We start from the raw sequence: 25,659 nt of genomic DNA on the forward strand, positions 1-25,659 counted from the left end.
TTAAAAATATGCACTGATTAACAGCAAAGCTGATTTGAAACAATAATTGATAATGTGATCTTTCCCATAATATGAATATTAATATTAAGGGGGATGGAGTATGGACAAACTCTTGGAGCGGTTTTTTGAATATACTGCTTTTGATACGCAATCAAAACTGAATGCAAAAACAGTACCTAGCAGCAGTGGCCAGCTAAAATTTGCCCGTGCGTTAGCTAAAGAACTTAGTGAATTAGGTTTTGAGAAGGTAACGCTCACTGACCAAGGTTGCTTGATGGCCGCTTTGCCATCCAATGTTGACTGGGATGTACCTTCTATTGGCTTTATTTCTCATCTCGATACAGCGCCTGATTATTCAGGTAAAAATGTTTGCCCGCAAATATTAGAAAATTACCGAGGTGGTGATATCGCTTTAGGTATTGGTGATGAAGTCCTGTCACCAGTCATGTTCCCCATTTTGCATGAAATGATTGGAAAAACACTGATCATGACTGATGGGAAAACCCTGTTAGGGGCGGATGATAAAGCCGGTATTGCAGAAATAATTACCGCATTAGTTCGTTTAAAAGAGAATCAAATTCCCCATGGGAAAATTTGCCTCGCATTTACGCCGGATGAAGAGATAGGGCGTGGTGCTCGGCATATCGATTTTAAAGAATTTGATGCACTTTGGGCATATACCGTTGATGGTGGTGGTGTCGGAGAGTTGGAGTATGAAAACTTTAATGCTGCCAATGTCTCGATTAAAATTGTTGGGAACAATACACATCCAGGAAAAGCCAAGGGGATTATGGTTAATGCGTTGGCTTTAGCTAGCCGTATTCATGGAATGCTACCCGAAAATGAAACGCCTGAAAATACAGATGGATATGAAGGTTTTTATCACTTAACATCCATTAAAGGTACTGTCGAAAAAGCAGAAATGAATTATATTCTGCGTGATTTTGACCTTAATGGTTTCGAAGCAAGAAAGAAAAATATTATTCGTATCGCAGAGAAGGTGGGTGAGGGGTTACACCCGAGTTGTTATATCGAGCTGACGCTAGACGATACTTATTACAATATGCATAAAGAAGTGATGAAGTTCCCCCATGTAGTTGAATTGGCAAAACAAGCGATGATTGATTGTGGTATTGAGCCTATTGTACAGCCTATTCGTGGTGGAACTGATGGCGCTCAACTTTCTTACCGTGGTTTACCTTGCCCAAATATTTTTACGGGTGGATATAACTTCCACAGTAAGCATGAATTTATTACCTATGAAGGAATGGAGCAGGCTGTTAGTGTCATCATGCGAATTGCAGAGCTCACTGCGATCCATGCACAAAAAAATCAGTAATGACTAATTTAACAAGTAGATAAAAATAAAAATGCCCCACTCAAAAAAATTGTTTGGGGCATTGATTTATCAGGCTAATGAACAATTAAAAATTTAATCGTCAAAATACCAATAGCCGTTATTAATTAGAGCGGTGATTAATGCAATGAAATTCACATCATCAATAGCTTCACCTAAAGTTTCACTATTCACTGAGTCAAAACGACATAAGCTATCTGCGGCTTCATAGCATTTGGTTTCTAAGCATTCACCATTGACAAAGAACTGATCGCCAACACGTAATGCTCTTAATCCATTGAGTTTATGCAATGTTTCTTGCTGGGATTTCAGCAAGTCATAAATCTCATTTTGCTCATAAGGTGGTTCAGGTGGTGCTATATCTAATTCATGGCGCGATTGAGAAATATATTCGCCTAACCATTTGCGGAATACATCAGGATCATTAATTAATGACTCCATCATTTCACGCAGTTTTATTTGCTCACCTTGCAATATTTCTGCTGGGTTATCTCTAAATGAAAGGTCAGGGTCGCTGTAGCGGTAACTGCCTAAATCATTTGAAATCAAATGGTCAGCAAAGCTACTGATAAGCTCGCGGGCATTTGGTGCGCGAAAACCGACTGAATAGTTAAGGGAAGGTTCAATCGCATAGCCTTCATGAGGGAATCCCGGTGGAATATAAAGAATATCGCCGGGTTCCATCTCTTCATCGATGATGGCATCGAAAGGATGGACTTGTAAAAGATCAGGATGAGGGCAATGTTGTTTCATCGGGATTTTTTCCCCAACACGCCAATGACGACGACCTTCACCTTGGATAATAAAGACATCATATTGATCAAGATGCGGTCCTACACCACCACCGGGAACGGAATAGGAGATCATCAAATCATCCATGCGCCAGTCGGAGAGCACTCTAAATGGCTTCATCAGCGCTGAACTTGGGTGATGCCAGTGGTCGACAGCTTGAACGAGGATAGACCAGTTTTCTTCGCCTAAGTGCTCATAACTTTCAAATGGACCATGACCTACTTGCCATAGGCCTTCTTTGTGGCTGACTAAACGGCTATCAACCTCATCTTCCATCGCAAGTCCCGCAAGTTCATCGGGAGAGATAGGATCAATAAAATTTGTAAAGCCCTGTTTAATGAGCAGAGGTCGTTTCTGCCAATGACTGTCCAGAAAGCTTTGCCAGTCGAGATTCAGTTTATAATCCATCTTATTGTCCCTAGTAAGAAAACACTTCTTAAATAGTATACCGGAAATAGGCCTTGGTGTAGGGTTTAAATGGCTTGCGTGTCACAGATTAGCTATCTTCAATCACTGCTTGGTGCTTAAATGTCACCATAACGCGAGCCCCGCCGAGTGGGCTATCGTTAATGCAGATTTCGCCATCATATTGGTCGATAATATCAACGGCAATTGATAGCCCTAAGCCTTGTCCGGGTCTTAAGGTATCTGCGCGTTGTCCACGGACGAAAATAACGCTACGTTTACTTTCGGGTACACCAGGGCCATCATCATCAACAATGAGTGTTAAACTATCTTGCCCTACGTGAGCGGTGACTTCGACAAACTCAAGGCAGTATTTACAAGCATTTTCCATCACATTTCCCATGACTTCCATAAAGTCATTCGGTTGACCTAGCCATGTGATTTCAGGAGAGATATCAACGGTGATTGAGACACCTTTATGCTGATAAACTTTATGTAGCGCACTCGATAAGCTATCAATAACAGAGGGCACTGATGAAATTTCGCGGAGCATCAAATTTTCATCCCCTTGCGTTGATGCTCGGTGCAAGTAATAGCCTACCTGCTGAGAAATTCGTCCGATTTGTTCAAGCATGATAGGTTCAGCTTGCTCAATATTCATTTGTTTGCCTGAGCGTAATAATCTGAGCGTAGATTGCAAAACCGCTAACGGTGTTTTCAAGCTATGAGTTAAGTCAGACAAAGTTGTACGGTATTTACTGTAGCGTTTACGCTCATTAGTGAGCAGAATATTAAGATTACGTACCAACCCCCTAAGTTCGGAGGGGGGATTTTCATCTAATGTGTCGCGTTCACCATTTTCAAGGCTACTTAATTGGGAAACTAACGATTTTATGGGGCGTAAACTCCAATATGCTGCCAGCCATAATAGTGGGATAACCAAAATAAGATTAGCCAGTAGCACATAGCCAAACCATTCCCAGACTAAACCCGTTTTTTGTAAATCTTGAGGAAGCGTATCGACCACAACGATAGTTAAAGGTGGAAGATTTTCACTTTTACTGTATTGATTAACAGAAACGGAGTGAGTGAGAGGTTCATCGTCATTACTCATATCATCGAGCTTGTTATTGTATTCAGGATTATCATCAAGGAGTTGACGAGTCTCTCTGATGTCAGTGTCTATCTCATATAATCCTTCTTTTTTAAGCCAATCAGCGCGAATTAATTGCTCAACATTGGGAACATCACGCTGTCGCCAAAGTGCTTTTCCATGGTTATCATAAATGATCACCAACGTGGGATTGTTTAAGGTAAAGTTAGGTGGAACACGAATATCAATTTTGTTATTTTGCCACTGCGCTAGGCTGTAAATTAAATTACTTTGGCTGCGCAGTAGCGTATAGGTTGTTTTATCGAAGCTAATAAGATACCCAAGTATAGCGACAATGCCATACGATAAGGTAAGAGCTAGGATCACCGCAGACGTCGCACATAAAAAACGCGCACGTAGCGAGAGCGGTTTAAACTTAGATTTACGCGGCCACATATTAGCCATTCACATCGAAGCGATAGCCTTGACCACGAACAGTGACAATGACATCATCACTATGAAATTGTTGAATTTTTTTACGCGGTCGCCCCATTAAAACATCAATAGTATGACTTTCTCTTAATTCAGCATCTGGGTAAAGTTGGCGCATTAAAGAATCTTTACTGACGACTTTGCCGTTATTACGTAACAGTGTTTCGATAATGGTATATTCAAAGGCGGTAAGCTTGATTGCTTCACCATGAACAGTGAATTCTTTGCGTGATAAATCGATAATAAAATCGCCAAGCTCAAGGATTTGTGAGGCGAGACCGCTGTTTCTACGCATTAATGCCTGCATCCGTGCGACGAGCTCTTCTAACTGAAAGGGTTTAGTTACGTAATCGTCAGCACCACTATTTAAAACTTGAACTTTCTCTTGCCAACTTTCACGGGCAGTCAACACTAAAATAGGAATATTGACATGTAGATTACGCCAGCGTTTTATCATTGATAAACCATCTTCATCAGGTAAACCAAGATCGACAACAGCAATATCAGGGCAGCTTTCATTGAGAAAGTAATCTGCTTCTTTTGCGTCTTCAGCAGAATCAACTTGATGACCGAGTTCTTTAAGTTGAACGGTTAGGTGGTGGCGAAGTAAAGCATTGTCTTCGACGATAAGAATACGCATCTGAAAACCTCATATTGAGAAGAAACAGCAAGCCGATAGGCTATATTAGCACTTGAAACGCTATGGTAAAAAGAGAAGCGTACAGCGGCAAGTGATTAAGTAAACATAAACCAAACAAATCGTAAAAATCATTAAGATAACAGCTTCATATTAGCCAGTTAAGTGATTAATCAATGTGATATTAAGATGGTTTAAACGATTTTGATTATATATAAACTCAATAAACGAGGAGTAAAGAATCGATAATAAATATTTATGGTGTAAAAAAGGCGACTATTAAGCCGCCTTAATCATGCAGAGAACTTATAATTATTTTAATTCATCAATAAAAGAGACGGCGTAACCGATGTAGTTAGCCGGCGTCATTTCTTTTAGACGCGTTTTTTCATGTTCAGGTAGTTCTAAATTATCGATAAACTGCTTCATGCCTTCGGCAGTAATACGTTTCCCACGAGTCAGTTCTTTAAGTTTTTCATACGGTTTTTCAATACCATAACGGCGCATTACGGTTTGAATTGGTTCTGCGAGAACTTCCCAATTTTTATCTAATTCATCCAGCAAGTGCTGTTCATTAACTTCGAGTTTATTCAACCCTTTCATGGTGGATTGATAAGCAATTAAAGCATAACCAAGGCCAACACCTAAGTTACGTAGAACTGTTGAGTCAGTGAGGTCACGCTGCCAGCGAGAAACGGGTAATTTACTGGCTAAATGGCCCAGCACGGCATTTGACAAACCTAAGTTGCCTTCAGAGTTTTCAAAGTCAATTGGGTTGACTTTATGTGGCATGGTTGAAGAACCAATTTCGCCCGCAATGGTTTTTTGTTTGAAATGGTTTAGAGCAACATAACCCCAAATATCACGGTCAAAATCCAGCACGATAGTATTAAAGCGCGCAACACAGTCAAACAGCTCTGCGATGTAATCATGCGGTTCTATTTGAGTGGTGAATGGGTTCCATTTAACGCCGAGGGAAGTAACAAATGTTTCACTAAACTCATGCCAATTAACTTCAGGGTAAGCCACCATGTGGGCATTATAATTACCAACGGCACCATTAATTTTACCTAAAATTTCCACTTGTTCTAGCTGGCGGTATTGGCGCTCTAAGCGATAAGCGACGTTTGCAAATTCTTTACCAATAGTGGACGGTGTTGCAGGCTGGCCATGAGTACGAGAGAGTAAAGGTAGATCACGGTATTCGTGTGCCATCGTTTTGATTTTATCGATAATTTGGCGCCACTGTGGTAGCAAAACATTTTCGCGTGCGGTCTTCAGCATTAATGCATGGGACAGATTATTGATATCTTCAGAAGTACATGCGAAGTGAATAAATTCAGAGACAGCATGCAGAGCAGGAATGCTTGCGACTTTTTCTTTTAAGAAATACTCAACAGCTTTAACATCATGGTTAGTTATGCGCTCAATTTCTTTAATGCGCATAGCGTCTTTTTCGCAGAAGTTCACAACTATTTCATCTAGGTAAGCGTTTGCGTCAGCATCAAATGGTGGAACTTCTTTGATTTGGGCTGTTGCTGCCAGTTTTTGCAGCCAGCGAACTTCAACTTGTACGCGAAATTTCAGTAAGCCAAACTCGCTAAAAATAGTGCGTAAAGCGCTGACTTTATCACCGTAACGGCCGTCAATCGGGGATACAGCGGTCAGTGAGGATAATTCCATTGGTTGCAACTCCAAATTTAAAGGTGAGACAAAATATCTTTCGCCTGATTAGACAGACGGCTTCGGGAAAACATTAATTGTATTCGACTACCGCCTACTTGCTGCCAAAGTACCGCACAACGGATACCGGCGAGCAGCGTAGCCCTAACTTTCGCTTGAACAAGGGTATTTTTTAGAATATCAGGGGAGCCGGTGACTTGAATTCGAGGACCAGCAGGGCTCACGACATCAACATAAATACCTGCTAAGGCATTAAACACACCGTCAGACATAGGTTCGAAATAGCTTGCTTGGCGTTCAAATTGTGCAATACGTTGACCTAATTGATCCATCGCATTTTGATCTTTATTCAAACGGCGCTCAAGGGCCATAATACTAAGCATATAGCGGGTCATTTCAGCGGATAATCCGCTATTACCGCCAGTTAACATGCCAAGCATTGCACTGAGACCGGTTTTTAAGTTCGCAGGGTCATTGCCGAAAACATCCAATGTAGAGGATGGATTCATATTGGTGACACTATTGACCATAGTTGCTAAGTCTTGCTCGCTACAAATACCTTCATGAGCCAGTTTTTGCACTATGCCACTAGCTTGGCAGATACCGGCCAAGGCGAGGGTAATGTCATAATAATTTTTAGCCACATCTACTCCTGAATACGGGCTTCAATAATTCCGCCGCCGAGGCAAACGTCATCGATATAAAATACCGCAGATTGTCCTGGGGTAACAGCAGCAATGGGATAATCAAAACGGACTTCAATTCTATCTTCACTTAATGGCGTGACAGTACAGGGGATATCTGCTTGGCGATAACGTGTTTTGACAACGCAGCGTAGTGACTGTGCCAGTGTTTTTCTATCAACCCAATGAAGTTGTTGTGCGATTAAGCCAACGGACATTAGGCGCGGGTGCTCATGGCCTTGCGCGACGATAAGAACGTTGTTTTCAACGTCTTTATCAACGACATACCAAGGATCCTCAGACCCTTCTTTTGTTCCGCCGATCCCTAAACCTTTACGTTGACCTAAAGTGTGATACATCAACCCTTCATGTTGGCCAATGGTTTCACCATCTACGGTTATAATTGGGCCTGGTTGAGCAGGTAAATAGCGGCCTAAGAAATCACGAAATTTACGTTCGCCAATAAAGCAAATACCCGTTGAGTCTTTTTTCTTTGCCGTAATTAAACCAATTTCTTCTGCAATACGGCGAACTTCTGGTTTCTCGAGCTCACCAACAGGGAAGAGGCTTTTGGATACTTGTTCATGACTCAGTGTATAAAGAAAATAGCTTTGGTCTTTATTGCCATCTAGACCGCGTAGAAGCTGGCTTTTTCCATTAACATCACGGCGTCGGACATAGTGGCCGGTGGCAATATAGTCTGCACCGAGATCTTCGGCTGCAAACTCTAAGAATGCTTTGAATTTAATTTCTTTGTTGCATAAGATATCAGGGTTTGGTGTGCGACCTGCTTTATATTCGGATAAAAAATGTTCGAAAACATTATCCCAATACTCAGCCGCGAAATTAATGGTATGAAGTTCGATACCTAACTTATCACAAACAGATTGTGCATCGGCAAGATCAGTCGCAGCAGAGCAATATTCCGCATCGTCATCTTCTTCCCAGTTCTTCATAAACAGACCAACAACCTGATAGCCTTGCTGCTTGAGCAGGTAAGCAGAAACGGATGAATCAACACCACCGGACATACCGACGATGACTTTTTTTAGGCTGTTAACTGACACGGTACTGTTATCTGACATGGAAATAGTCTCAATGCGGAAAAATCAAGCCCCATACTTTAGCATGTTGTACCCTTGTTACACCAGCGCTAGAGGGAATATTCTTGGCCTAGTTTTGCTCTATTTTCCCTGTCAACCATGTACTTCTGCGATAAACAGGGATAAAAGAAAGTTTAATGATCAAAAATGTGCCCATATGTGGAAAGCATATCCAGAGGATAGGTGATATTTTCTTGAAAACAAAGAATGCTTTGGGCAACAAGTGGGGAGCGTAAATTATTGCTCTCAAGAATATCTTGGGCGCTTACCCAGTGACAACATGTGATATCACTGTCTTGAGGCGATGTTTCACAAGGCGCAGGGAGCTCGAGTGAAAATAAAAATCGGATAAACGGCGTGTTATCGGGGGCTATCCATTGATGTATTTTGAGCAGTTTTTGAGGAGTAGCGTGGATCCCTGTTTCTTCAAAAAGTTCACGCTCTGCCGCTTGTAATAAACTTTCATTTGCCTCTAAATGCCCAGCTGGCTGGTTCCAAGTCGGTTTTCCGTTAACCCACTCTTCAACGACTAAAAATTTTTCTTGAGTATGCACTATTGTTGCGACGGTAATATTGGGTCTAAACAAAGCTTACCTCCATCCATTCACCAAGCGCTAAACTTCCTAAATTAAACTCACCTACTTGATATCGAACCAACCTTAGCGTAGGAAAACCGATATTGGCAGTCATTCGGCGAACTTGTCGATTTTTTCCTTCATATAACGTAATTTTAAGCCAACTAGTGGGTTTGTTTTTACGTTCTCTTATAGGAGGAGTTCTAGGCCACAACCAACTAGGCTCTGTGACTAATTCAATACCCGCTGGCAGAGTAGGTCCATCATTTAATGTTAATCCCTGACGAAATTTTAAAAGCGCTGCCTCATCAGGAATACCTTCCACTTGAGCATAGTATACTTTTCCCGTTTGTTTTTGTGGTTGAGTTAAACGGGCTTGTAATTTTCCATCGTTAGTTAAGATGAGCAGACCTTCGCTATCTCTATCCAATCGACCAGCAGCATAGACATCACTGATTGGAATATAATTTTTAAGCGTGTCACGACCTTGTTCGTCGGTAAATTGAGGGAGTACATCGTAAGGCTTATTAAATAAAATGATTTTGCTTTGCATTGGTGGTTTGCGAGTTGATCGTATCTTTGAGTGTGATGTAGCTAATCCAGCTTTGTGCTGAGGAGCGGCTAATTTAGTGTTTGGCTTTGCCATAATGACCTAGTGATTTAGCTAACAAGTAACTTGTTATTTATTAAAATTTATTTTATGCCCCCTAGTTTAGGTGATTTAAGGATTAAAACCTAGGGGGTGCAATAATAACAGCTCAGCAAAATAGCGTTATTATTGCAATAAATTTATGCTATTTCTAATTGGTTATCTAATTGATCAATAAATAGTTGAAAGGCTTGAAAACTGTTCTCAATAAGTTTTGCGGAGTATTGGTGTTCGTCATAACTGAAATCAAGTGTATCTATAAGATCGTACTCACTGCCCATCGCATGGCCCGATTCATGACTTAAATGCAAGTCACCACAAAATTTAAGATTAAAATTAGAACCTTGGACTAATTCTTTTAAAAATGAAAACATCACATTTCCGGTCGCTTCCATGACCTCAATTATGACGAGACGAAATTTAGCGGGCTGATTTGACAACATGGCTACCAAATCGTAAGTCAACTTTCGACTAGGGGCTAACTGTTCAGACCAAAGAAATTCAAGTGTATCACTGAGTGGCAGTACATGATTTAAGCCTAACTCACGTAAGTCATGGATAAACCATGGCCAGTGGTTTGCGTCTTCATGGGCATGAGTATTAACGGCATCTTCTAAAACACCATTGGGTTCAATAAAAGGAAGGGTAAATTTATTTAAATCGCCAAAACCCATAATAAAGAAAGACATATTAGGTAAAAAACAGAGTTTCTTATCGACAGATGATAGAGATGAATTCTCTTGAGAAAAAAAAGGATGCTGAGAAAAATTATATTTATGCTCATTAATTAAGGACGATATACTATTCATTAAATAACCTATAATAGAGTTAAGATTTAAACTCTAAGCGTAATATATAATTTATCGCGAATAATTATCAAAATAAAATAGAAGAGAGATATTTAATGTTAAAGTTTATAAGAGATATTATTTATCATAATATTTTTCATTAAAAAATTATTTTTAATAAAAACTACAGATGTGAATTTTAATTAAAAACATTAAAATCATTTAAAACAAAAAAATCATTTTTTCATTTAAAAATAAGCACATAAATGAGTGTTGATATATTAATTTTGTGAGCAAAACGTATTTTTAATGCCTCATGCTCTGTTAGTATGAAAGTTATACAATTATGAGATGCTTGTATTATAAATCATCAATATTATTACAAGGGAAGACCTCATTTTATCATTTATTAAGCAAGTATTGAAAATAATATTCATAGAATTAATTGTTTGATTTAAAAGTGATTGTACTTTTATTGTGTCGAAACTTATGGCGCGAATAGAGACGTTAAATGCGATCCCCATTGAAGCTTAGGCGAGTAATCATTGGCGTTCGACTCAGATTGAAGTAATATTGACAGGTCTCTTACAAAAAATTAACAAGCAAAATACGCAAGTGAAAGGAGAGGTTAATGGAAAGCAAAGTAGTAGTTCCGGCAGAAGGCGCTAAAATCACCATTGATGCTAAAGGCAAACTAAACGTTCCGAACAACCCGATTATTCCTTATATTGAAGGTGACGGCATTGGTGTCGATGTAACACCTGCAATGCTAAAGGTGGTTGATGCCGCAGTTAAGAAAGCTTATAACGGCGAACGCAAAATTTCTTGGATGGAAATCTACACTGGCGAAAAATCTACGCAGTTGTATGGTAAAGATGTTTGGTTACCGCAAGAAACTCTCGATTTAATCCGTGATTACCGTGTTTCAATCAAAGGTCCTTTGACCACTCCCGTTGGTGGTGGAATTCGTTCTCTGAACGTTGCACTTCGTCAGCAACTTGACCTCTACATCTGCTTACGCCCTGTACGCTACTACACAGGTACACCAAGCCCAGTTAAACAACCTGAACTCACAGACATGATTATCTTCCGTGAAAACTCTGAAGATATTTATGCCGGTATTGAGTGGAAAGCAGGTTCTGCTGAAGCGGATAAAGTGATTAAATTCCTTCAAGATGAAATGGGTGTAACAAAAATCCGTTTCCCACAAGATTGTGGTATTGGTATCAAGCCTTGTTCAGAAGAAGGGACAAAACGTCTAGTTCGTGCGGCAATTGAATACGCAATTGATAATGACCGTGATTCAGTGACTTTAGTTCATAAAGGTAACATTATGAAATTCACTGAAGGCGCATTTAAAGATTGGGGCTATCAATTAGCACAAGAAGAGTTTGGTGGCGAATTAATTGATGGCGGCCCTTGGGTTAAAATCAAAAACCCTAAAACGGGTAAAGATATCATTGTTAAAGATGTTATCGCTGATGCATTCCTACAGCAAATCCTTTTACGCCCAGCGGAATACGATGTTATTGCATGTATGAATCTAAACGGCGACTACATCTCTGATGCGTTGGCTGCACAAGTTGGTGGTATCGGTATTGCACCGGGAGCTAACATTGGTTCTGAGTGTGCTCTATTTGAAGCCACGCATGGTACTGCACCAAAATATGCAGGTCAGGACAAAGTGAATCCAGGTTCAATTATCCTATCCGCAGAAATGATGTTACGTCACATGGGTTGGGTTGAAGCAGCTGACTTAATTGTTAAAGGTATGGAAGGCGCAATCGCGGCTAAAACTGTAACTTACGATTTTGAACGCCAGCTAGAAGGCGCTAAACTACTGAAATGTAGCGAATTCGGCGATGCAATGATTAAGCACATGTAATTAGTTGCATTGTGATATTAAAAACGGGAGCCTAAAAACTCCCGCTTTATTTTGTCTAGAAAAATTCTTCTGCAAAACTCCTGCAAAACTCTTCTGCAAAACGGGCTACAAAATAAGCGTTATTTTATCGCTAAAACCTGCCAATTCTTCCCTCGATCATCATGATATTTATCGGTCATCGCTTGGCTCTTATGGCCTAATAAAGTTTTAGTATCGATACCTTGCACTCTATATAACCTTTCAGATAAAGAGCGCTGTTCATGAAAACTTGGCGGGGTTCCATCTTCCCACTTCAAATCGGTCTGATCCCTAATTCGCTGAAATAACGTTGTGATTGCATTGCTTGAAACTTGTCCGCCACGCTTTGCTTGTGATGTTGTGTGGTGATAATGAAGTATATAAGGGCTAACTATTAGATCTCTGCATCGAGCAATAACATCTCTTAATGAATATCCCAATTTTTCACAATACAATGAAAGAGGAATGGCAATCTTAGAGCCTGTTTTTTCCTGAATAATGTGTAAGTGATCATCCCAGATATCATCAAACCGCATTTTCGCAATATCACCCAAACGCTGACCAGTTATGACCGCTAGTAGCATCGCATTTTGTAAATAGCGTTGGGTTTTTTCAGCTTCATCAAAGATCACAAGCCATTCATCAAAATCTAGTCGTTGACGTTTAATTCGGTTCATTGGTAATTTTGTTGCTTGTGCAGGGTTATAACCGGGAGGGACTTCACCGGCATGCTGAGCCTCTTTGAATACATCAACTAAAACCATTCTAACTACTTGAGCCATTCGAGTTTGACCGCGCTCTTTATATTCTTCTAATAATGAGGCGATATCTCTAACGTCAATTTCTGATAGAACTTGATTGCCGCAGGCTTGCCGGAATGCTTCTACTGGTGCTATTTTTTGCTTATATGTATTAAGCTTTATTTCACCATATTCGATCCGCTCTTTTTGTATTTTTAAGAACTGATCTAGCCATGTATGGACGGTGATTCCTTTTTTTAATTTACGACTAATTTCATCTTTAGCTTTTATTAATTGATTCATTTTGGCTTCAGCAAGGCGAGAATTTGCTTCTATTGCAATTTCTTTTGCTGCGCTTTCATCTGTGCCTAATCCATGGAATTTACCAGTTATAGGGTGCTTATAACGCCAGTACACCTTTTTTGTTCTGGCGTCAATGTAGCAAGATAAGCCCGGTATGTTGACATTGTATTTACGTGGACGAGCCATCCTCTAATATCCTCAATAATCGCGGGTCGTCATTGTGCTTGATTGTTGGCTTGGTATTCATACCAATAAATCTTGCATTTGTGTCGACTCGCCAACAGCGACCAGCCTTGAATGGCTGGGGTGATATCATGCCGTTTTTTGCGTAACGTATTAGCGTTTGATAACTTGGCACTGGAGCTTCAAATTCTTCTTCAGCCCAAGTTTTCAATGTTTTTGTACGTGTCACAGTAAATACCTCCACACATCTGCCGCATACAGATTTAAAATTAAATATCGTCGTTAACTGGTTTGATTAAGTGCTGGTGGATAATAGACACATACTTAGCTTGATGAATTGCATCATCTAAAGAGTTATGAAGTACACCCACGAAAGGGAGTGTAGTTTTTGGGTCAATGCCGGTATTGCGCCCTAGTTCAACAATGGTTCTCACGCAGCGATTATTCCAATGCTCCCAGAATGGCTCTAATTTTGTAGCGTTGTAAGCATTACGCAAAATAACATTGTCAAAATCAACGCCATTACCCCACACTTGAACATCATCAGTTAGGTTTTTTCGGGAGAATGCGCACAAATTAGAAAGGGCTAATGACAAATCAGTGCCCTCAGCAACAATTGCGGCTCTGGCTTCACTACTTTTTCGCATCCACCAAAGAACCGTGTCAGCATCGATGTGAAGGCCTGCACGTTCGCAACTTCTTAAATCGATAACTTGGTAAAATGTAGGGCCAATCTCACCCGTTAAAGGTTCAAAAGCCACCGCACCAATAGAAACAATAGCGGCATTGCCTTTATTGCTCATAGTTTCTAAATCTACCATTAAGTGTTTATATTTCATTGTTAGTCCTTATTTATTTAAGCGATATACCGGGATGCTATTTGCCCTGCTTTTTTCTTCATTAATATGCGTAAAGCCATGAATCCTGATCCACTTCTCGCCTTTTGATTCCATGTAACCAATGGGATTTAGGTTATTTATGTGATCCAATTCCTTCTGCATTTCAGAACATTTATCAGCTAACTTAACTACCAAACCAATCAAGGTTAAGTTTTCCTGCTCCCTTGCATCAAGTAACTTATGCCATTCAGCATCGTCAGCGCAGAAGGCTTCAATTAATTTAGTGCTATCTTCGTTTGCTTGAGATATTTTCTCAACATGCTCACACAGATCAATTAACTGGTCACTCCATACAGAGCATTTTGCAATTTGATATCTACGGGTTAATAACGCATCGGCCTTCAATTCTTTGGCTAATTCAAGTATTTTATTATTCATAATCACACTCGCTTAAACTCAATAACCCACACCCACGGATTAGCAGCCCAGTTATCTTCTCCGTATATATCCATCCATATTTGAGCGAACCAGGAACGAGAGAAGTCGGGAAATCCAAATCGCTTAGAAATTACGTCAATAGAATGATGCCCCCGTGGTGCTCCCTCATAAATCGCGTCTTGTTTACTTATGTCCTGCAAGCGCTCGACTCGAACATCAGTAATTTCTAGTGTGATACGTGAAGCCCAGCGAGGCATTTGTGATGATGACTTCCAGCCCTGTCTCAGATTGTCATCAGCATCAAAATACTCTGGCACCGCAGTAGCATCCGCTTTGTATACGCAATTTTCAGTTATCTGAAATGGCTCAGGCGCTTCATAAAACCGGTTGGCGTTCTCATAATCTAATAATGGGCCCTGCCATGTTTCACGAACCCAAAGGCGATCACCAATTTTACCAAACGGGCAATGTAATCTAATAGAGTTTCCACGCATGGACAGGGTGTTATTAGACCAGCAGGCTCTACCTTCATCCCTTGAGTGTATGCTTGATGTTACCCAACCATGAAAGATATGATTGCTTGTCGCGCCTTTAACTACGCTACGAGTTTGAGTTTTACGGCCATCAAGGATGGCGCGTACCATTTCAGTATTAAAAATAATTCCGCGCTCTTTCATACTTAATCCCTTAATGATTCGTAAGTTAATTTCATTTCTTGATAAAGCTTTTTACCTTCACCAGCGTCGTATAGCTCTTTCCATTTGTCCCAGTTGTCAATAACAAAAGACCACTGCATTGACCGTGCTCTCATTATCCATAGTCGTTCTTTAAATTCAGGTACGGCGTTAACCAATCGAATACAGCGGCCTAAATCAGCAGGATCTAAAGGATAATGATTCGGTGCATCAAACCGTTTTGAAAGCACCGCAGCCATATATTTAGAGCTTGCGCCGACATCATCACTAGCAAGCCATGCAGTAAGCCCTATACCTTCAGAAGCTTTAACAAGCGGCTTTTTGAATTCATCACAAACCAATGTTGCAGCCTTAATAATGGCATTCATATAACGAGGTTCAGCAGGTATACCGGGTATTTGTTTTTCTATTTCAGTAGAAATAGCGGAAATTAAATTAATTTGGCTAAGTTGCATATTTAATACTCCACACTATTTATTATTTAAATGACAAAAAGGTATCAATAGCTTTAATTGCTACTTTATTATTTTTATATTTATTAATTCCCCACTGAATAGCGAAGCAAGCCCACAAATAATGATGAGAATAGTCTTTGCATATCAAATCCCAAGTTTCCTCAAAGGGAGAATAATCAAAGCCACCATTTGAAATATTTTGTATTGCCTCAATCATTGACCACTCTTCATCACTGTTTCTAAGTAGATCGTTTAATTCGCTTTTGTGATGCTCGTATTCGAGTTGATACTGTTTAATTTCTTCTGGTGTTGAGCCATCATCAGATGCCAATTCGTTTTCTTTAACCCAATCATTAAAAATCCCTTTAAGGCACTTTTCAGTTTCTTCCTGTGAATATTCTTTAGCTATATCTCTGCCGCCACCCGCGCCATGTTGCAATTTTTCAGCCCAATATCCAGCATTAATGCTATCTCCTCTAAAGAAATCGAACATATCGTGTAATCGACTAAAAACCCACGTACCCATATCACCAGAAAAAACCAAATAACCGGGGTATGTAACTAAGTCGAAATAATAGACGCTTGTTTTAGGTTGTTTAAATCTAACGTGTCTGTACAAGCCATCTTCATGAATAATAATCATCTCATGATTTTTGGTTTCATTTTGAAAATGTCTTTCTGCATTATCATGGCTAGACATAGTTAATACCCCACACAAAATTTAGATAATAAAAGTCCGTCTCTTAATAAAGAGAATTAAATTCCTTGGTATTGGCTAAATAGTTATTCTGTTTTTTCTTTGTATTTTAATAATTCAATTAATAACTCGATGGTGTCAATCATATAAAACATAAAAACAGAATTTACATGTCGATGACGGAAAGCTCTATCACCATCACAGTCAACATCGCTAATTGGTTTTATTCCCTTAAATTCGAAGTTATCACTTAATTTAAAGACAATATCTAGAGTGGCTAATTCCATTAGGCTGACACGAAAGCCATTTGATAAACTCTCACTTAACTCACGTTGGACATAGTGCAGTTCAGCGTCGTATTTAACAGATTCTAATTTTTTCTCAACCTTACGTTGCAGCAAGTAGAAGTTGCAAGGGTATAATCGCCCACCAAAACAGTCAGCTGATGGTTCACTATTGATATAGTTTATTAGGCGTGTTGTTATTCCATTTTTTGCATCGTCAATGTGAATTGTTTCTGTTTTTACCGATCCGCAAGCCTTAATTAAACAATTAACAAGCGCTTGATGCTCTGGTTTTCGAGTGCTTGATACGATAAGAAAGCCTTTTTCAACATGATAAAGCGCAGTGATAATTTTAGTTTTAGTTAGAGCAACTTTAAGCATTTCTTCTATTGCAATATACTTTATTTCAGTCTCAAGGAAATCATCAGTACCTTGCTCTTTTAGTTTTTCAATACGTCTATTAACTTCAAACGCAATAGCTGCCTTAGGTAGTATCTTTTCATCAATGCGAAAAGTAATAATATAACCACCTTCAATTGGTGTAACTAATTCGCCTGTGATTTTGTTAGGAATAAAACCATAGCTAACTGAATGTGATTCTAAAATATCAACAAAAGGTAATTCTTTTAAATGTTCTTCTAAAACTTCAGCGCTGGGTAATTCTGCTTTAAAAATAACACAGCTAGTAATTGGAAAACGTTTCATCTGTTAATCTCCACATAATTATTAACTCCACACGATAAATAAGACCACTGACAATATATAAAGACATATTACCTAGTATGGGCTGACATAAAGTCAGTGGCCTTATGTATTATGAAAAAGGGCGGCATAACACCGCCAAGAACATCAACAATCAACTAGCAGTGGCATTATTATTTTCAGCTTGGATCCGGTTGTATATTTCTTCACGATGAACCTGAACATCTTTAGGGGCATCAATACCAATCCGCACCTGGTTACCTTTAATGCCCAGAACAGTGACTTTAATATCATCACCGATATTCAGAGATTCACCTTCACGACGAGTTAAAATTAGCATTCCTATACTCCATTACTCCACATGTTAATAAGATGCCTGAACTAACTTAGCCACATCAGGCTGCTGTGGTATTCTTGGAAGCCCTACACAACCAAGAGAATCTTTTATATGTGCAATTCAACTAAGGGCATTGTTGTTCATCATGAATACCGAATAGGGTTTATCGTTATACAGAACTCAGATGGTGAATATACTGTCGCTGAATTACAAGGCGGATATGATGTAGAAAAAGGCCATATTATCCGCGGCAACTTAGACATAGAAGGCGATGAAACTTTTTATAATGAAACTACTGGCGAAAGTATTTCAGTAATAGTTCAAGGCACTGGTATGTCAGAGCAGCGATCTATTCACATGATCCAAAACACTCGTGGATGATTTGCCTAAAAGAGGCATAGCTTTTTAGCATCATTTCGTGGTGTTCTTGCGAAATAAATCTACCTTTAGCGGAAAGCACAATTGCCAGCCCAGCGAATTGCTTTCCTCTATTGGCTGAGTCTTCAAAATGTTCAACTCTAGCTAGTAATGCTTGCTTAATTTCTTGGCACTTGCATTCATTGCACATACCTAATACCCCACACAGTTAAATTCAATTAGTGCCGGGAATTAACCACGCCCGGCTCGTGGATGGTATCATTGAAGTCTCTTACCTCTTCAGGATACGCATAACAATATGTCTAATATAAACAACCCATTTAGGGGCATGGAAATCAATTACTGGTATAAGGCGCTCATCATCATCGGTGCGGCTATTTTTATCTTGAATGGCACGGGGATTTTGGATAGATACCCCACCATCCCGATCGCTTTTATTTCCGCTGGCGTCTTTTTTATTGGCATTGGAGAGTGGATTAATCACCCACCTCAAATTCAATTCCATGGGAGCCGCCTCTACACTAAGGTCAATATCAGAAAAAATTCCACGCTCGGTCGTTTTATCGATGTTATTGGCTTGATTCTTGTCATTGTAGGCATCTATAAGTTTTTTTAACGTTGCCTGGCACTCATCACAAGGGCAAATGCGAACAACTTCTTCACCAGGTACTATCATTGGATATTTGTTCGCATCATCCTTAACCACGCCGACACCCCACACATTTAAAATCAGTATCTGTTTTGTTGATGAGTTAATATTAGTCCGACTTATATTTTAAGTCAACACTCTTACTAATAAATATTGGATAAATAATATTTCGCGAGGAAGTTTAGGGGAAGGTCGGTGGAGGATTGACTTGAATTCCGTTAACGCAAATCAGTTTAGGCCTTGAGCCTTTGAGTGGACGAGTTGCTTTTTCCTGTCTGAATCCACCTTAGTATTTTTAGCTCCAGCGAGTCAATATAAGCTCTCGCGTCTGCATCTATCCAGTCAGGATTTGAGTCTAGCAGTATGGCCTTAATAAGTATTTTTTTTTCTTCCGGTGCTGAGTTGAGGGATGAAATAATTAGCTGCTCCTCTGCCTCCTTAGTAGCAGACGGTAAGACCTGCAGGGGGAGGGAGTATTTTGCTATCTTATTGATTTCACTTTGCAAGGACGGGCTGAAGTCAGAAACCAAACAGCCAAATCTATCTGCGAACTTTATCGCAACCTCCACGTTTAAGGGGATGCGCCCATTCAGATATTGACTAACCGCACTTTGGTTGGCAAACCCTAGATCATCAGCCAATACAGCCTGAGTTAGACCCTTTTGAGCTTGGAATAAAGCCTTGAGTCTAGCAGCATCAAATTTTTGTTCATCTGTTAATGGTTTTGCTGGCATATCTTCGCGTCTTCAGAATTATAGGGTAGCTTTTAATAGTCTATTACAAGTACTAATAATCAAAAAACAGTAAGGCTATTGCTTTCATTTAGTAGTCGGACTAATATTTAGCGCTGTGAAGGTTCCATTTAGGGTGATTACATGAAAAAAAGTAACAACATAAAGCTAATTAGAAAAGAACTTGGGTTGTCCCAGTCTGAGTTAGCCTCATTGCTTGAGGTATCCCAAAGCAATATAAGCCACTACGAAAGAGGTAGTCAAAGAGTTCCTCAGGATATCGCTAGCAGGGTAATTAATCTTGCAGGTGAAAGAGGGGTACCCATTACATTCGATGACATTTACACCTCAAGATAAGGCATTTTATCAATTTAATGGCAAGTGTTAACCACAGCAAAATTATAGGAGATGTGGGATGAAACAAAATTGGCAAGCAGATAAACAACCAGCATGGCTGGTGGCTGCAATTAGAAAAACAATCTCGTCATTACCGGGTGGTTATGACGAAGCGCCAGAATGGCTAGGTAAAAAAGAGACTGACAATCCATCAGGTGTAACAACTCAATCCCTTTTTAATCGTTTACGCACTGAAGGAGATCAGCTATTCCCTATGGGGTGGGCAATGGTACTCCAGCAAGCCAGCGGTAATCATTTTATCGCGAATGCAGTCGCTAAAGCGTCTGGTGGTGTTTTTATTCCGCAACCTGATATTGGCGATATTGATAATGATGATATCAACATCCGATTAATGGAGGCTTTATCTGCGATTGGTGAATATTGCGAGTGCATCAAGGAATCTATCGCCGATGGCGAAGTAGATGATGCGGAGCGCGAGAAAATCGAAGAAAGGTTGTATCAGGCAAGCGCGAGGCTACAAGAGCATGCTTCGTTGGTTTATCGCGTGTTTTGTCGGGCAGAAAAGGTGACGCCCCAGATATTGCGGTCCGAGGCGTCGGTTGCTAACAACATTTGTGTGGAGTAATTAGCATGAGCAGTCTAGCAGGTAATCATAATGCAGTGCAACTTCGTTGTGTATGCAGTAGCTCTCACCCGCACTTTCAATATGAATTAATGGTACAGGGTCGCTGGACTCCCGTAAACCGCAGGTATGTTGATTGGGCTGTGGGGAACGCTAAGTTTCTACTGGAGTACGAAGCTAAGGAGAGGGGCTATGTCCAATGAAAAGCATAAGAACCTCAATCGGCGCTTTAAAGATAGGCGCGGTCGCATCGTCAAAGTCATTGAGTGGGATAGGCAAAAGCAGCGAGTTATTTTCATGCTCGATAATTATGAGCATCCGTGCTTTGTGCCCCTCATTGAGTTTAAAAAACATTATACAGAAGTTAAGTAGGTAGCAGCATGAGCGTAAAACTATCAAGTTATGTCTGGGATGGCTGTGCGAGTGCAGGTTTGAAGATAACCTCAGTTGCTATCATGGCACGTCTCGCTGACTTCTCGAATGATGAAGGTATTTGCTGGCCATCAGTACCCACTATTGCCCGTCAAATTGGCGCAGGTGAAAGTACGGTGCGTACAGCAATCAAAAACTTAGAGAAAGCAGGTTGGTTATCAAGTGAGAAACGCCGTAAAGGTAACCGCAACACGAGCAATATCTATCAATTAAATGTTGGCAAATTAGCTTCAGCGGCGATGGCTGCAATTTCTCAACCGCCAGATTCTGACGCATCAAATTCTGACCCCTCAAAATCTGTTGCCTCAAAATCTGTCCCGTCAGAATCGAGCAAAAATAACCGTTTTGACCCGCCAGAATCTGGGGGCGATCCGTCAGTAACTTCAAAACAAGATCCATCAATAACTAACTCTTCGTCGCAGAATTCTAACGAATCCAGCGACCAGTCGAAAATTGATTTTTTAAACCGTTATCCAGAAGCCGTGATTTTCAGCACTAACTTCCAGAAGTGGGGCTCAGCCAATGACCTAAAATGCGCAGAGTGGTTGTTTGGCCTCAAGTGCGAAGTTTTCAAAGAGCTTGGCTTGAAAGACCCCAAGGAGCCTAACTTCACTGAATGGGCAAATGATGTTCGCTTGATGAGCGAGATTGACGGTCACTCCCACAAAGAGATTTGCCAGTTCTACAAACGCATTAGTCAAGACGAATTCTGGAAAAAGAATGTTCAGTGCCCGAAAACACTACGCGCCCAGTGGGATGATTTAACCCTGCGTCTTGCTGGCGAGCAAAAAATCAAAGTGGATACCGTTGAACGTGATGAAGCGTTCACAAGAATTATCGGCTCTCGCTCACAACCCAAAAATCGCATTGAAGAAATTGCCGCTGAGCTAGCAGGTAAAACGGGCGTTCGCCGCATGACTGATTTTGTAGGTCGTAAAGCGTGGGCAGGAATTTGGATGCAAGCAGTAGAACAAGCAGCGAAAGAGGTGACAGCGTGATGCGTAGTGAATCTAAAGAAGTATACGAAACTAATGTATTCGGTTTGGTCGCTATGTTGCATCAACTGCGCCGCTGGTGGGTTATTCGTGGACTACGTGCCGATTGGAACTTTGATCGCGGTTGTTTAAATATTTGCAAAAAACATAACAATTTAAATTACTTATCAGTGCATTTTGATGTTTATCGCCGATACCAACGCATCCGATTATTTGCGAAGCCCCACCAGCAGCGAGGTGCTATCTGATGAATAAATACGTTCAAGCTCTAAACACCCTTAAAACTCGGCCTGCGCATTACCTAAAAGAGGTTGGTGATCAGTGGCAATCACCAGAAGATATCTATTGGGGTATTAATTCGCTATATGGCCCGTTTAATTTAGATCTATTCACCGATGGACAAAATAGCAAATGTCCTCATTTCTACACCGCTGAAGATAATGCGCTCACTCAAGACTGGTCGGAAAAGTTAAAAGAAATTGGCGGTGTTGCCTTTGGTAATCCACCTTATTCCCGATCGTCATACCACGAAAAACAGGCAATCACTGGTGTTCGTCACATCATGTCTCATGCTTCAGCGATGCGTGAAAAGGGTGGACGTTATGTTTTCCTTTTGAAAGCGGCAACTAGTGAGGTGTGGTGGCCAGAAAATGCAGATCACATCTGTTTTATCCGTGGTCGCATTGGTTTTGATGTTCCGAAGTGGTTTATCCCTGCTGATGAAAAACAAAAACCAACCGGCGCATTCTTTGCCGGGGCAATCGTTGTATTCGATAAAACATGGACCGGTAAAGCCTTTGATTACATCAATCGCGAAGAATTAGAGCAGCGCGGTAAAGCATTCATTGAGCAAGCTAAGTGGTTAGCGAAGAAGATGGAGGTAGCAGCGTGAAACCTTTACATATCCGAATTGTTGAGGATTTTAAAGCTGGGCATGAGCTATCAACGAAGCTAATTAAAGATTCTTATGCGTCATCAGATAACCATGCCAGCAGCACGATTAAATTTTTATCTCAGTGCCGTGCAATTAAAAACTCGGGTCGTAAGGATGGAAAAACAACGATTTACATTATTCAGCGCGGTGCTTATGAGCGAGTAATGAAGAAAGATAAGGCTGCAAGTAAATTCAGAAAGAAAACGAATAAATATTTACGTTGTGATGTTAAAGAGCTTACTAAAACACATAACCCATTGGTATTGAAATTTGATGCACTGTTAGCAGGGGTAAGAGCGTGAAAAATAAAATGCCAGAAATCCAGCCTTGCAAGTGTGGCAGTGAAGATGTACATCTTCAAACCCTTGAATATCGAACTTGGTTTTATGTTTATTGCCATAGTTGTGGGGTGAAAGCTCCTGCAGTAAATGACAAGCCATCAGCGGTAGCAATTTGGAATCAGGTGGTGACAAATGGCTAGCAATAAATGCATGTTCTGTGGTGGTAAGGCAACACTTCTATGTGATTTCCTTTTGGGATTTGATGCTGAAGAAGATGAAAATGGAAACATAATCACACTAAGAAAAAATCACACCTGTGATGCCCCTATGTGTCGTGAGTGTGCAACATGGCAAAGTAATATCTTTTTCTCTGGTCCCGCTGGATTTATGGATACCGTGGATTATTGTCCGATTTGCCAACCGCTATACGCGAAAGGCTTTATGGTTCGACGTCATAAAGGTGGCTTGCGTGAGGCGAGCTTCACTATTGAGCAAGCTGAAGTCATCCGTAAAGCGCACTGGGGTAAATATTTAAATGCTAATGGTCGGGAGTTCTCGATCGTTTCTGGTGGAGGCCAAATATGCCTAGATCTTTAAGTCTCGTATTGCCATTTCCTCCAAGTGTTAATGCTTGCTGGCGGAATATTAATGGTAAAACGTTACTCAGCACAAAAGGGCGAGCGTTTCGGGCGAATGCACTAGCGGCTGTTTATGAGCAGTTACGGAAAAGACCAAAAGCAATCACTGAGCATGTATCAGTCATTGTGAGAATGTACCCGCCAACAAAGCGCAGAATGGATATTGATAATTATTTGAAAGCCCCCTTCGATGCATTAACACATGCTGGTGTTTGGAAAGATGATGTACAGGTTAGGCACGTTGATATCACTTGGTGTGAAGTCGTAAAGGGTGGTCGGTTTGAAATTGAGATACGGGTACTCAATGTAGATGTGGAGAAAATATCATGAGTTACCAATGGATATTAAGTTCAATCATTATTCCTGAAGTTAAGGCTGTGATGTTTAGACCAGGAGCAAGCCTTAACATGTTTAATGACAGAATGCTGATCACAACATTACCCGATGAATTAAAACATCAACCATCGGGCCTTATCTCTCTTTCTGACCAATACCTCAGCGACCAATATAATGATGTCCGGTTATCAAAGCCTGTATTAAATTTAACCATTGACCCCGAGCCACCAGCTAGTTTCATGCTAAAGCCAAAACTTAAGCGCTGGGAAAGTACGAAATACCTACAGTGGGTGAAGAAGCAACCATGTTGCGTATGTGGCGCTACAGCGGATGATGCGCATCACATCATTGGTCACGGTCAAGGCGGCATTGGTACTAAATCCCATGATTTGTTCACTATTCCTCTATGTAGAATTCATCATCGAAATCTACATGACGATCAAAAGGGATGGGAACGTGAGCACGGAAGCCAAATTATTTTGTTATTTAAATTTCTAGACCGTTCAGCGGCGCTAGGTGTTTTCGGTTAATGCAGGGTGCGGCCTGCTAAAGAGGTATTAAGTGATTTATCCATTAACAACAGGTAAAAGCGAAGAGCATTTTAAATTACGTACATTGGAAAGCGTGTGGATCCGTGGGCGTTTAACTATGTGGGGCAGATGGGCGGCATTTAGTAAAAACTCAAGTGCTGCAGGTATGTTTAATCAATTATTAGAAGAACCGACAATCACCAAAAAAGCCTTAAAAGATGCAATGAAGAGAATGCGCACATCTGGGCTATCTAAAGAAACATTATTAATATTTTTGGAAGAGTTCAAGGATAAAAAAACATTAAGTAGCATGTGGTTCTGTTCGGATGTGGAAGGCGGCAAAATGGATAAGGTCATTTGTGAGGTTATGAATGCTGATGCTGGCTTATTGGATGTTCTCAAGCAGCATTACGTTTATAAGAAATCCAAGTATGAAATTGCATTAGAGCTTTGTGAGAAAGATGGGCGTTACTGTTTACGTACATATCAGGACAGAGTCAAGGCATGGCTAAACGTTGCTGAATTTATGCTATATCGTCCAATGCGTGACGAATTCGACTGTAAGTATCATTACAGTGAATAAAGCTTGACTATTTTGCCGATAAAGTTATAGTTTTTGTATATGCTGCGCGAAGCTTTACACGCAAGGCAGGATACGAATTTTTAAGACCTCGCAATGCGGGGTTTTTTGTTATAAATACATACAAAACTTTACAACACAACAAAAACTACTAACTTTATATAACAGCAAACAATTGTCAGGTTAGTTGAAAATTATAAAGGAGTTTTTTATGTGGCTTATTGGTGCATTACAAACTGTAATGGCGGCATTAGTATTGATACTTCTATTTGTGGCTATTCCATACTGGATTAAATAATCAATAACTACTAACTTGCACAACTAAATTCATTGACTATATTTATATAGCGAACCACATCAGTT

At 40.3% G+C, this 25,659-nt stretch carries 34 protein-coding genes and 1 pseudogene; 15 read left to right on the plus strand and 20 right to left on the minus strand.

The annotated features are described in order from the left end of the window. Positions 1-100: 100 nt before the first annotated feature. Positions 101-1,339, plus strand: a complete 1,239-nt coding sequence (gene pepT / locus M998_RS18720) for a peptidase T (RefSeq protein WP_068444600.1) — start codon at positions 101-103, stop codon at positions 1,337-1,339. A 93-nt stretch (positions 1,340-1,432) separates the two neighbouring features. Here pepT and M998_RS18725 read toward each other — a convergent pair whose 3' ends face one another. The 9 genes from M998_RS18725 to M998_RS18765 form a co-directional block, all read right to left on the minus strand. Beyond that, the gene (locus M998_RS18725) at positions 1,433-2,557 is read right to left on the minus strand and encodes a ribosomal protein uL16 3-hydroxylase (protein ID WP_068910254.1); all 1,125 of its coding nucleotides are present in this window, start codon (positions 2,555-2,557) and stop codon (positions 1,433-1,435) included. An 88-nt stretch (positions 2,558-2,645) separates the two neighbouring features. Then, positions 2,646-4,112, minus strand: a complete 1,467-nt coding sequence (phoQ, locus tag M998_RS18730; RefSeq protein ID WP_068910256.1) for a two-component system sensor histidine kinase PhoQ — start codon at positions 4,110-4,112, stop codon at positions 2,646-2,648. After that, positions 4,105-4,779, minus strand: coding sequence for a two-component system response regulator PhoP (gene phoP, locus M998_RS18735; protein WP_068910258.1), 675 nt, complete (start codon positions 4,777-4,779; stop codon positions 4,105-4,107). Before phoP ends, phoQ begins: the two co-directional genes overlap by 8 nt. A 309-nt stretch (positions 4,780-5,088) precedes the next feature. After that, entirely contained in the window at positions 5,089-6,459 is a 1,371-nt protein-coding gene (purB, locus tag M998_RS18740) for an adenylosuccinate lyase (protein WP_068910260.1), read from the minus strand. A gap of 17 nt (positions 6,460-6,476) precedes the next feature. Further along, positions 6,477-7,103: a high frequency lysogenization protein HflD gene (gene hflD, locus M998_RS18745; protein ID WP_068444581.1), complete on the minus strand. Its 627-nt coding sequence runs from the start codon at positions 7,101-7,103 to the stop codon at positions 6,477-6,479. A 2-nt stretch (positions 7,104-7,105) separates the two neighbouring features. Further along, the gene (gene mnmA / locus M998_RS18750) at positions 7,106-8,209 is read right to left on the minus strand and encodes a tRNA 2-thiouridine(34) synthase MnmA (RefSeq protein ID WP_068446517.1); all 1,104 of its coding nucleotides are present in this window, start codon (positions 8,207-8,209) and stop codon (positions 7,106-7,108) included. 170 nt (positions 8,210-8,379) lie between these two features. Next, on the minus strand, positions 8,380-8,832 hold the full coding sequence (locus tag M998_RS18755; protein WP_068910262.1) for an NUDIX domain-containing protein: 453 nt from the start codon (positions 8,830-8,832) through the stop codon (positions 8,380-8,382). Further along, positions 8,825-9,466, minus strand: a complete 642-nt coding sequence (gene rluE, locus M998_RS18760; RefSeq protein ID WP_082913049.1) for a 23S rRNA pseudouridine(2457) synthase RluE — start codon at positions 9,464-9,466, stop codon at positions 8,825-8,827. The genes M998_RS18755 and rluE overlap by 8 nt, the downstream gene beginning before the upstream one ends. 143 nt (positions 9,467-9,609) lie before the next feature. Next, entirely contained in the window at positions 9,610-10,278 is a 669-nt protein-coding gene (locus tag M998_RS18765; RefSeq protein ID WP_068910263.1) for a hypothetical protein, read from the minus strand. A gap of 610 nt (positions 10,279-10,888) precedes the next feature. Here M998_RS18765 and icd point away from each other — a divergent pair. Continuing rightward, entirely contained in the window at positions 10,889-12,142 is a 1,254-nt protein-coding gene (gene icd, locus M998_RS18770; protein WP_068444575.1) for an NADP-dependent isocitrate dehydrogenase, read from the plus strand. Positions 12,143-12,261: 119 nt separating this feature from the next. Here icd and M998_RS18775 read toward each other — a convergent pair whose 3' ends face one another. The 9 genes from M998_RS18775 to csrA all read right to left on the minus strand — a co-directional run bounded on the left by M998_RS18775 (position 12,262) and on the right by csrA (position 17,836). Then, the gene (locus tag M998_RS18775; protein ID WP_068910265.1) at positions 12,262-13,389 is read right to left on the minus strand and encodes a phage integrase Arm DNA-binding domain-containing protein; all 1,128 of its coding nucleotides are present in this window, start codon (positions 13,387-13,389) and stop codon (positions 12,262-12,264) included. Next, positions 13,373-13,630 (minus strand): excisionase, encoded by a 258-nt coding sequence (locus M998_RS18780; protein WP_311136301.1) that lies wholly within the window; start codon positions 13,628-13,630, stop codon positions 13,373-13,375. Before M998_RS18780 ends, M998_RS18775 begins: the two co-directional genes overlap by 17 nt. Positions 13,631-13,655: 25 nt before the next feature. Beyond that, entirely contained in the window at positions 13,656-14,225 is a 570-nt protein-coding gene (locus M998_RS18785) for a 3'-5' exonuclease (protein ID WP_068910268.1), read from the minus strand. 9 nt (positions 14,226-14,234) lie between these two features. Further along, positions 14,235-14,663 (minus strand): hypothetical protein, encoded by a 429-nt coding sequence (locus tag M998_RS18790; protein ID WP_068910270.1) that lies wholly within the window; start codon positions 14,661-14,663, stop codon positions 14,235-14,237. Positions 14,664-14,665: 2 nt separating this feature from the next. Then, on the minus strand, positions 14,666-15,340 hold the full coding sequence (locus tag M998_RS18795; protein WP_068910272.1) for a hypothetical protein: 675 nt from the start codon (positions 15,338-15,340) through the stop codon (positions 14,666-14,668). A gap of 2 nt (positions 15,341-15,342) precedes the next feature. Then, entirely contained in the window at positions 15,343-15,813 is a 471-nt protein-coding gene (locus M998_RS19460) for a hypothetical protein (protein WP_082913050.1), read from the minus strand. A 22-nt stretch (positions 15,814-15,835) separates the two neighbouring features. Next, positions 15,836-16,513 carry a hypothetical protein gene (locus M998_RS18805; RefSeq protein ID WP_068910274.1) on the minus strand — a complete coding sequence of 226 codons (678 nt, stop codon included), beginning with the start codon at positions 16,511-16,513 and terminating at the stop codon, positions 15,836-15,838. Between the two features lie 83 nt (positions 16,514-16,596). Beyond that, positions 16,597-17,499, minus strand: a complete 903-nt coding sequence (gene rdgC / locus M998_RS18810) for a recombination-associated protein RdgC (RefSeq protein WP_068910276.1) — start codon at positions 17,497-17,499, stop codon at positions 16,597-16,599. 151 nt (positions 17,500-17,650) lie between these two features. Then, positions 17,651-17,836 carry a carbon storage regulator CsrA gene (gene csrA, locus M998_RS18815; protein WP_068910278.1) on the minus strand — a complete coding sequence of 62 codons (186 nt, stop codon included), beginning with the start codon at positions 17,834-17,836 and terminating at the stop codon, positions 17,651-17,653. A 108-nt stretch (positions 17,837-17,944) separates the two neighbouring features. Here csrA and M998_RS18820 point away from each other — a divergent pair, with 108 nt between their 5' ends. Next, positions 17,945-18,214, plus strand: a complete 270-nt coding sequence (locus M998_RS18820) for a hypothetical protein (RefSeq protein WP_068910280.1) — start codon at positions 17,945-17,947, stop codon at positions 18,212-18,214. 268 nt (positions 18,215-18,482) lie between these two features. Here the strand turns inward: M998_RS18820 and M998_RS18825 are convergent, their stop codons facing one another. Both M998_RS18825 and M998_RS18830 read right to left on the minus strand, forming a co-directional pair. Further along, positions 18,483-18,917: a hypothetical protein gene (locus tag M998_RS18825; protein WP_068910282.1), complete on the minus strand. Its 435-nt coding sequence runs from the start codon at positions 18,915-18,917 to the stop codon at positions 18,483-18,485. Between the two features lie 176 nt (positions 18,918-19,093). After that, positions 19,094-19,594, minus strand: a complete 501-nt coding sequence (locus tag M998_RS18830) for a helix-turn-helix domain-containing protein (RefSeq protein WP_068910284.1) — start codon at positions 19,592-19,594, stop codon at positions 19,094-19,096. Positions 19,595-19,735: 141 nt separating this feature from the next. Between M998_RS18830 and M998_RS18835 the strand changes: the two genes are divergently transcribed. The 12 genes and pseudogenes from M998_RS18835 to M998_RS18895 all read left to right on the plus strand — a co-directional run bounded on the left by M998_RS18835 (position 19,736) and on the right by M998_RS18895 (position 25,299). Then, positions 19,736-19,948, plus strand: a complete 213-nt coding sequence (locus tag M998_RS18835; RefSeq protein ID WP_068910285.1) for a helix-turn-helix transcriptional regulator — start codon at positions 19,736-19,738, stop codon at positions 19,946-19,948. A 58-nt stretch (positions 19,949-20,006) separates the two neighbouring features. Continuing rightward, positions 20,007-20,573 carry a YmfL family putative regulatory protein gene (locus M998_RS18840; RefSeq protein WP_068910287.1) on the plus strand — a complete coding sequence of 189 codons (567 nt, stop codon included), beginning with the start codon at positions 20,007-20,009 and terminating at the stop codon, positions 20,571-20,573. Positions 20,574-20,762: 189 nt separating this feature from the next. After that, on the plus strand, positions 20,763-20,942 hold the full coding sequence (locus tag M998_RS18850; RefSeq protein WP_068910291.1) for a DUF4222 domain-containing protein: 180 nt from the start codon (positions 20,763-20,765) through the stop codon (positions 20,940-20,942). Positions 20,943-20,950: 8 nt separating this feature from the next. Beyond that, complete coding sequence (locus M998_RS18855) at positions 20,951-22,000, plus strand: helix-turn-helix domain-containing protein (protein WP_068910293.1); 1,050 nt, start codon at positions 20,951-20,953, stop codon at positions 21,998-22,000. After that, positions 22,000-22,245, plus strand: a complete 246-nt coding sequence (locus tag M998_RS20130; RefSeq protein WP_068910294.1) for a hypothetical protein — start codon at positions 22,000-22,002, stop codon at positions 22,243-22,245. Before M998_RS18855 ends, M998_RS20130 begins: the two co-directional genes overlap by 1 nt. Then, positions 22,245-22,889, plus strand: a complete 645-nt coding sequence (locus M998_RS18865; protein ID WP_074379451.1) for a phage N-6-adenine-methyltransferase — start codon at positions 22,245-22,247, stop codon at positions 22,887-22,889. The genes M998_RS20130 and M998_RS18865 overlap by 1 nt, the downstream gene beginning before the upstream one ends. Then, positions 22,886-23,233 carry a hypothetical protein gene (locus tag M998_RS18870; protein ID WP_068910298.1) on the plus strand — a complete coding sequence of 116 codons (348 nt, stop codon included), beginning with the start codon at positions 22,886-22,888 and terminating at the stop codon, positions 23,231-23,233. Before M998_RS18865 ends, M998_RS18870 begins: the two co-directional genes overlap by 4 nt. 8 nt (positions 23,234-23,241) lie before the next feature. Further along, positions 23,242-23,412, plus strand: a complete 171-nt coding sequence (locus tag M998_RS20135) for a Lar family restriction alleviation protein (protein WP_232007551.1) — start codon at positions 23,242-23,244, stop codon at positions 23,410-23,412. After that, positions 23,405-23,809, plus strand: a complete 405-nt coding sequence (locus M998_RS18880) for a hypothetical protein (RefSeq protein WP_068910302.1) — start codon at positions 23,405-23,407, stop codon at positions 23,807-23,809. Before M998_RS20135 ends, M998_RS18880 begins: the two co-directional genes overlap by 8 nt. Next, on the plus strand, positions 23,794-24,180 hold the full coding sequence (locus M998_RS18885) for a RusA family crossover junction endodeoxyribonuclease (RefSeq protein ID WP_068910304.1): 387 nt from the start codon (positions 23,794-23,796) through the stop codon (positions 24,178-24,180). The genes M998_RS18880 and M998_RS18885 overlap by 16 nt, the downstream gene beginning before the upstream one ends. A gap of 194 nt (positions 24,181-24,374) precedes the next feature. Further along, positions 24,375-24,716: pseudogene (locus M998_RS19970) on the plus strand (DUF968 domain-containing protein); the annotation flags it as partial. A gap of 31 nt (positions 24,717-24,747) precedes the next feature. Then, positions 24,748-25,299: a DUF1133 family protein gene (locus tag M998_RS18895; RefSeq protein ID WP_068910308.1), complete on the plus strand. Its 552-nt coding sequence runs from the start codon at positions 24,748-24,750 to the stop codon at positions 25,297-25,299. Positions 25,300-25,659 lie beyond the last annotated feature (360 nt).

The organism is Providencia heimbachae ATCC 35613, from assembly GCF_001655055.1.
GTDB lineage: Bacteria > Pseudomonadota > Gammaproteobacteria > Enterobacterales > Enterobacteriaceae > Providencia > Providencia heimbachae.

Coding starts and splice junctions, on each gene's coding strand:
- M998_RS18885 (WP_068910304.1), top strand. CDS start 23,794: ATGCCTAGATCTTTAAGTCTCGTATTGCCATTTCCTCCAAGTGTTAAT.
- M998_RS19460 (WP_082913050.1), bottom strand. CDS start 15,813: ATGCAACTTAGCCAAATTAATTTAATTTCCGCTATTTCTACTGAAATA.
- M998_RS18765 (WP_068910263.1), bottom strand. CDS start 10,278: ATGAATAGTATATCGTCCTTAATTAATGAGCATAAATATAATTTTTCT.
- M998_RS18805 (WP_068910274.1), bottom strand. CDS start 16,513: ATGTCTAGCCATGATAATGCAGAAAGACATTTTCAAAATGAAACCAAA.
- M998_RS18820 (WP_068910280.1), top strand. CDS start 17,945: ATGTGCAATTCAACTAAGGGCATTGTTGTTCATCATGAATACCGAATA.
- icd (WP_068444575.1), top strand. CDS start 10,889: ATGGAAAGCAAAGTAGTAGTTCCGGCAGAAGGCGCTAAAATCACCATT.
- M998_RS18835 (WP_068910285.1), top strand. CDS start 19,736: ATGAAAAAAAGTAACAACATAAAGCTAATTAGAAAAGAACTTGGGTTG.
- pepT (WP_068444600.1), top strand. CDS start 101: ATGGACAAACTCTTGGAGCGGTTTTTTGAATATACTGCTTTTGATACG.
- M998_RS18855 (WP_068910293.1), top strand. CDS start 20,951: ATGAGCGTAAAACTATCAAGTTATGTCTGGGATGGCTGTGCGAGTGCA.
- M998_RS18795 (WP_068910272.1), bottom strand. CDS start 15,340: ATGAAAGAGCGCGGAATTATTTTTAATACTGAAATGGTACGCGCCATC.
- M998_RS20135 (WP_232007551.1), top strand. CDS start 23,242: ATGCCAGAAATCCAGCCTTGCAAGTGTGGCAGTGAAGATGTACATCTT.
- M998_RS18725 (WP_068910254.1), bottom strand. CDS start 2,557: ATGGATTATAAACTGAATCTCGACTGGCAAAGCTTTCTGGACAGTCAT.
- M998_RS18790 (WP_068910270.1), bottom strand. CDS start 14,663: ATGAATAATAAAATACTTGAATTAGCCAAAGAATTGAAGGCCGATGCG.
- phoQ (WP_068910256.1), bottom strand. CDS start 4,112: ATGGCTAATATGTGGCCGCGTAAATCTAAGTTTAAACCGCTCTCGCTA.
- M998_RS18865 (WP_074379451.1), top strand. CDS start 22,245: ATGAATAAATACGTTCAAGCTCTAAACACCCTTAAAACTCGGCCTGCG.
- M998_RS18785 (WP_068910268.1), bottom strand. CDS start 14,225: ATGAAATATAAACACTTAATGGTAGATTTAGAAACTATGAGCAATAAA.
- purB (WP_068910260.1), bottom strand. CDS start 6,459: ATGGAATTATCCTCACTGACCGCTGTATCCCCGATTGACGGCCGTTAC.
- M998_RS18880 (WP_068910302.1), top strand. CDS start 23,405: ATGGCTAGCAATAAATGCATGTTCTGTGGTGGTAAGGCAACACTTCTA.
- M998_RS18775 (WP_068910265.1), bottom strand. CDS start 13,389: ATGGCTCGTCCACGTAAATACAATGTCAACATACCGGGCTTATCTTGC.
- M998_RS18850 (WP_068910291.1), top strand. CDS start 20,763: ATGTCCAATGAAAAGCATAAGAACCTCAATCGGCGCTTTAAAGATAGG.
- M998_RS20130 (WP_068910294.1), top strand. CDS start 22,000: ATGCGTAGTGAATCTAAAGAAGTATACGAAACTAATGTATTCGGTTTG.
- M998_RS18840 (WP_068910287.1), top strand. CDS start 20,007: ATGAAACAAAATTGGCAAGCAGATAAACAACCAGCATGGCTGGTGGCT.
- rdgC (WP_068910276.1), bottom strand. CDS start 17,499: ATGAAACGTTTTCCAATTACTAGCTGTGTTATTTTTAAAGCAGAATTA.
- M998_RS18830 (WP_068910284.1), bottom strand. CDS start 19,594: ATGCCAGCAAAACCATTAACAGATGAACAAAAATTTGATGCTGCTAGA.
- csrA (WP_068910278.1), bottom strand. CDS start 17,836: ATGCTAATTTTAACTCGTCGTGAAGGTGAATCTCTGAATATCGGTGAT.
- phoP (WP_068910258.1), bottom strand. CDS start 4,779: ATGCGTATTCTTATCGTCGAAGACAATGCTTTACTTCGCCACCACCTA.
- rluE (WP_082913049.1), bottom strand. CDS start 9,466: ATGGCAAAGCCAAACACTAAATTAGCCGCTCCTCAGCACAAAGCTGGA.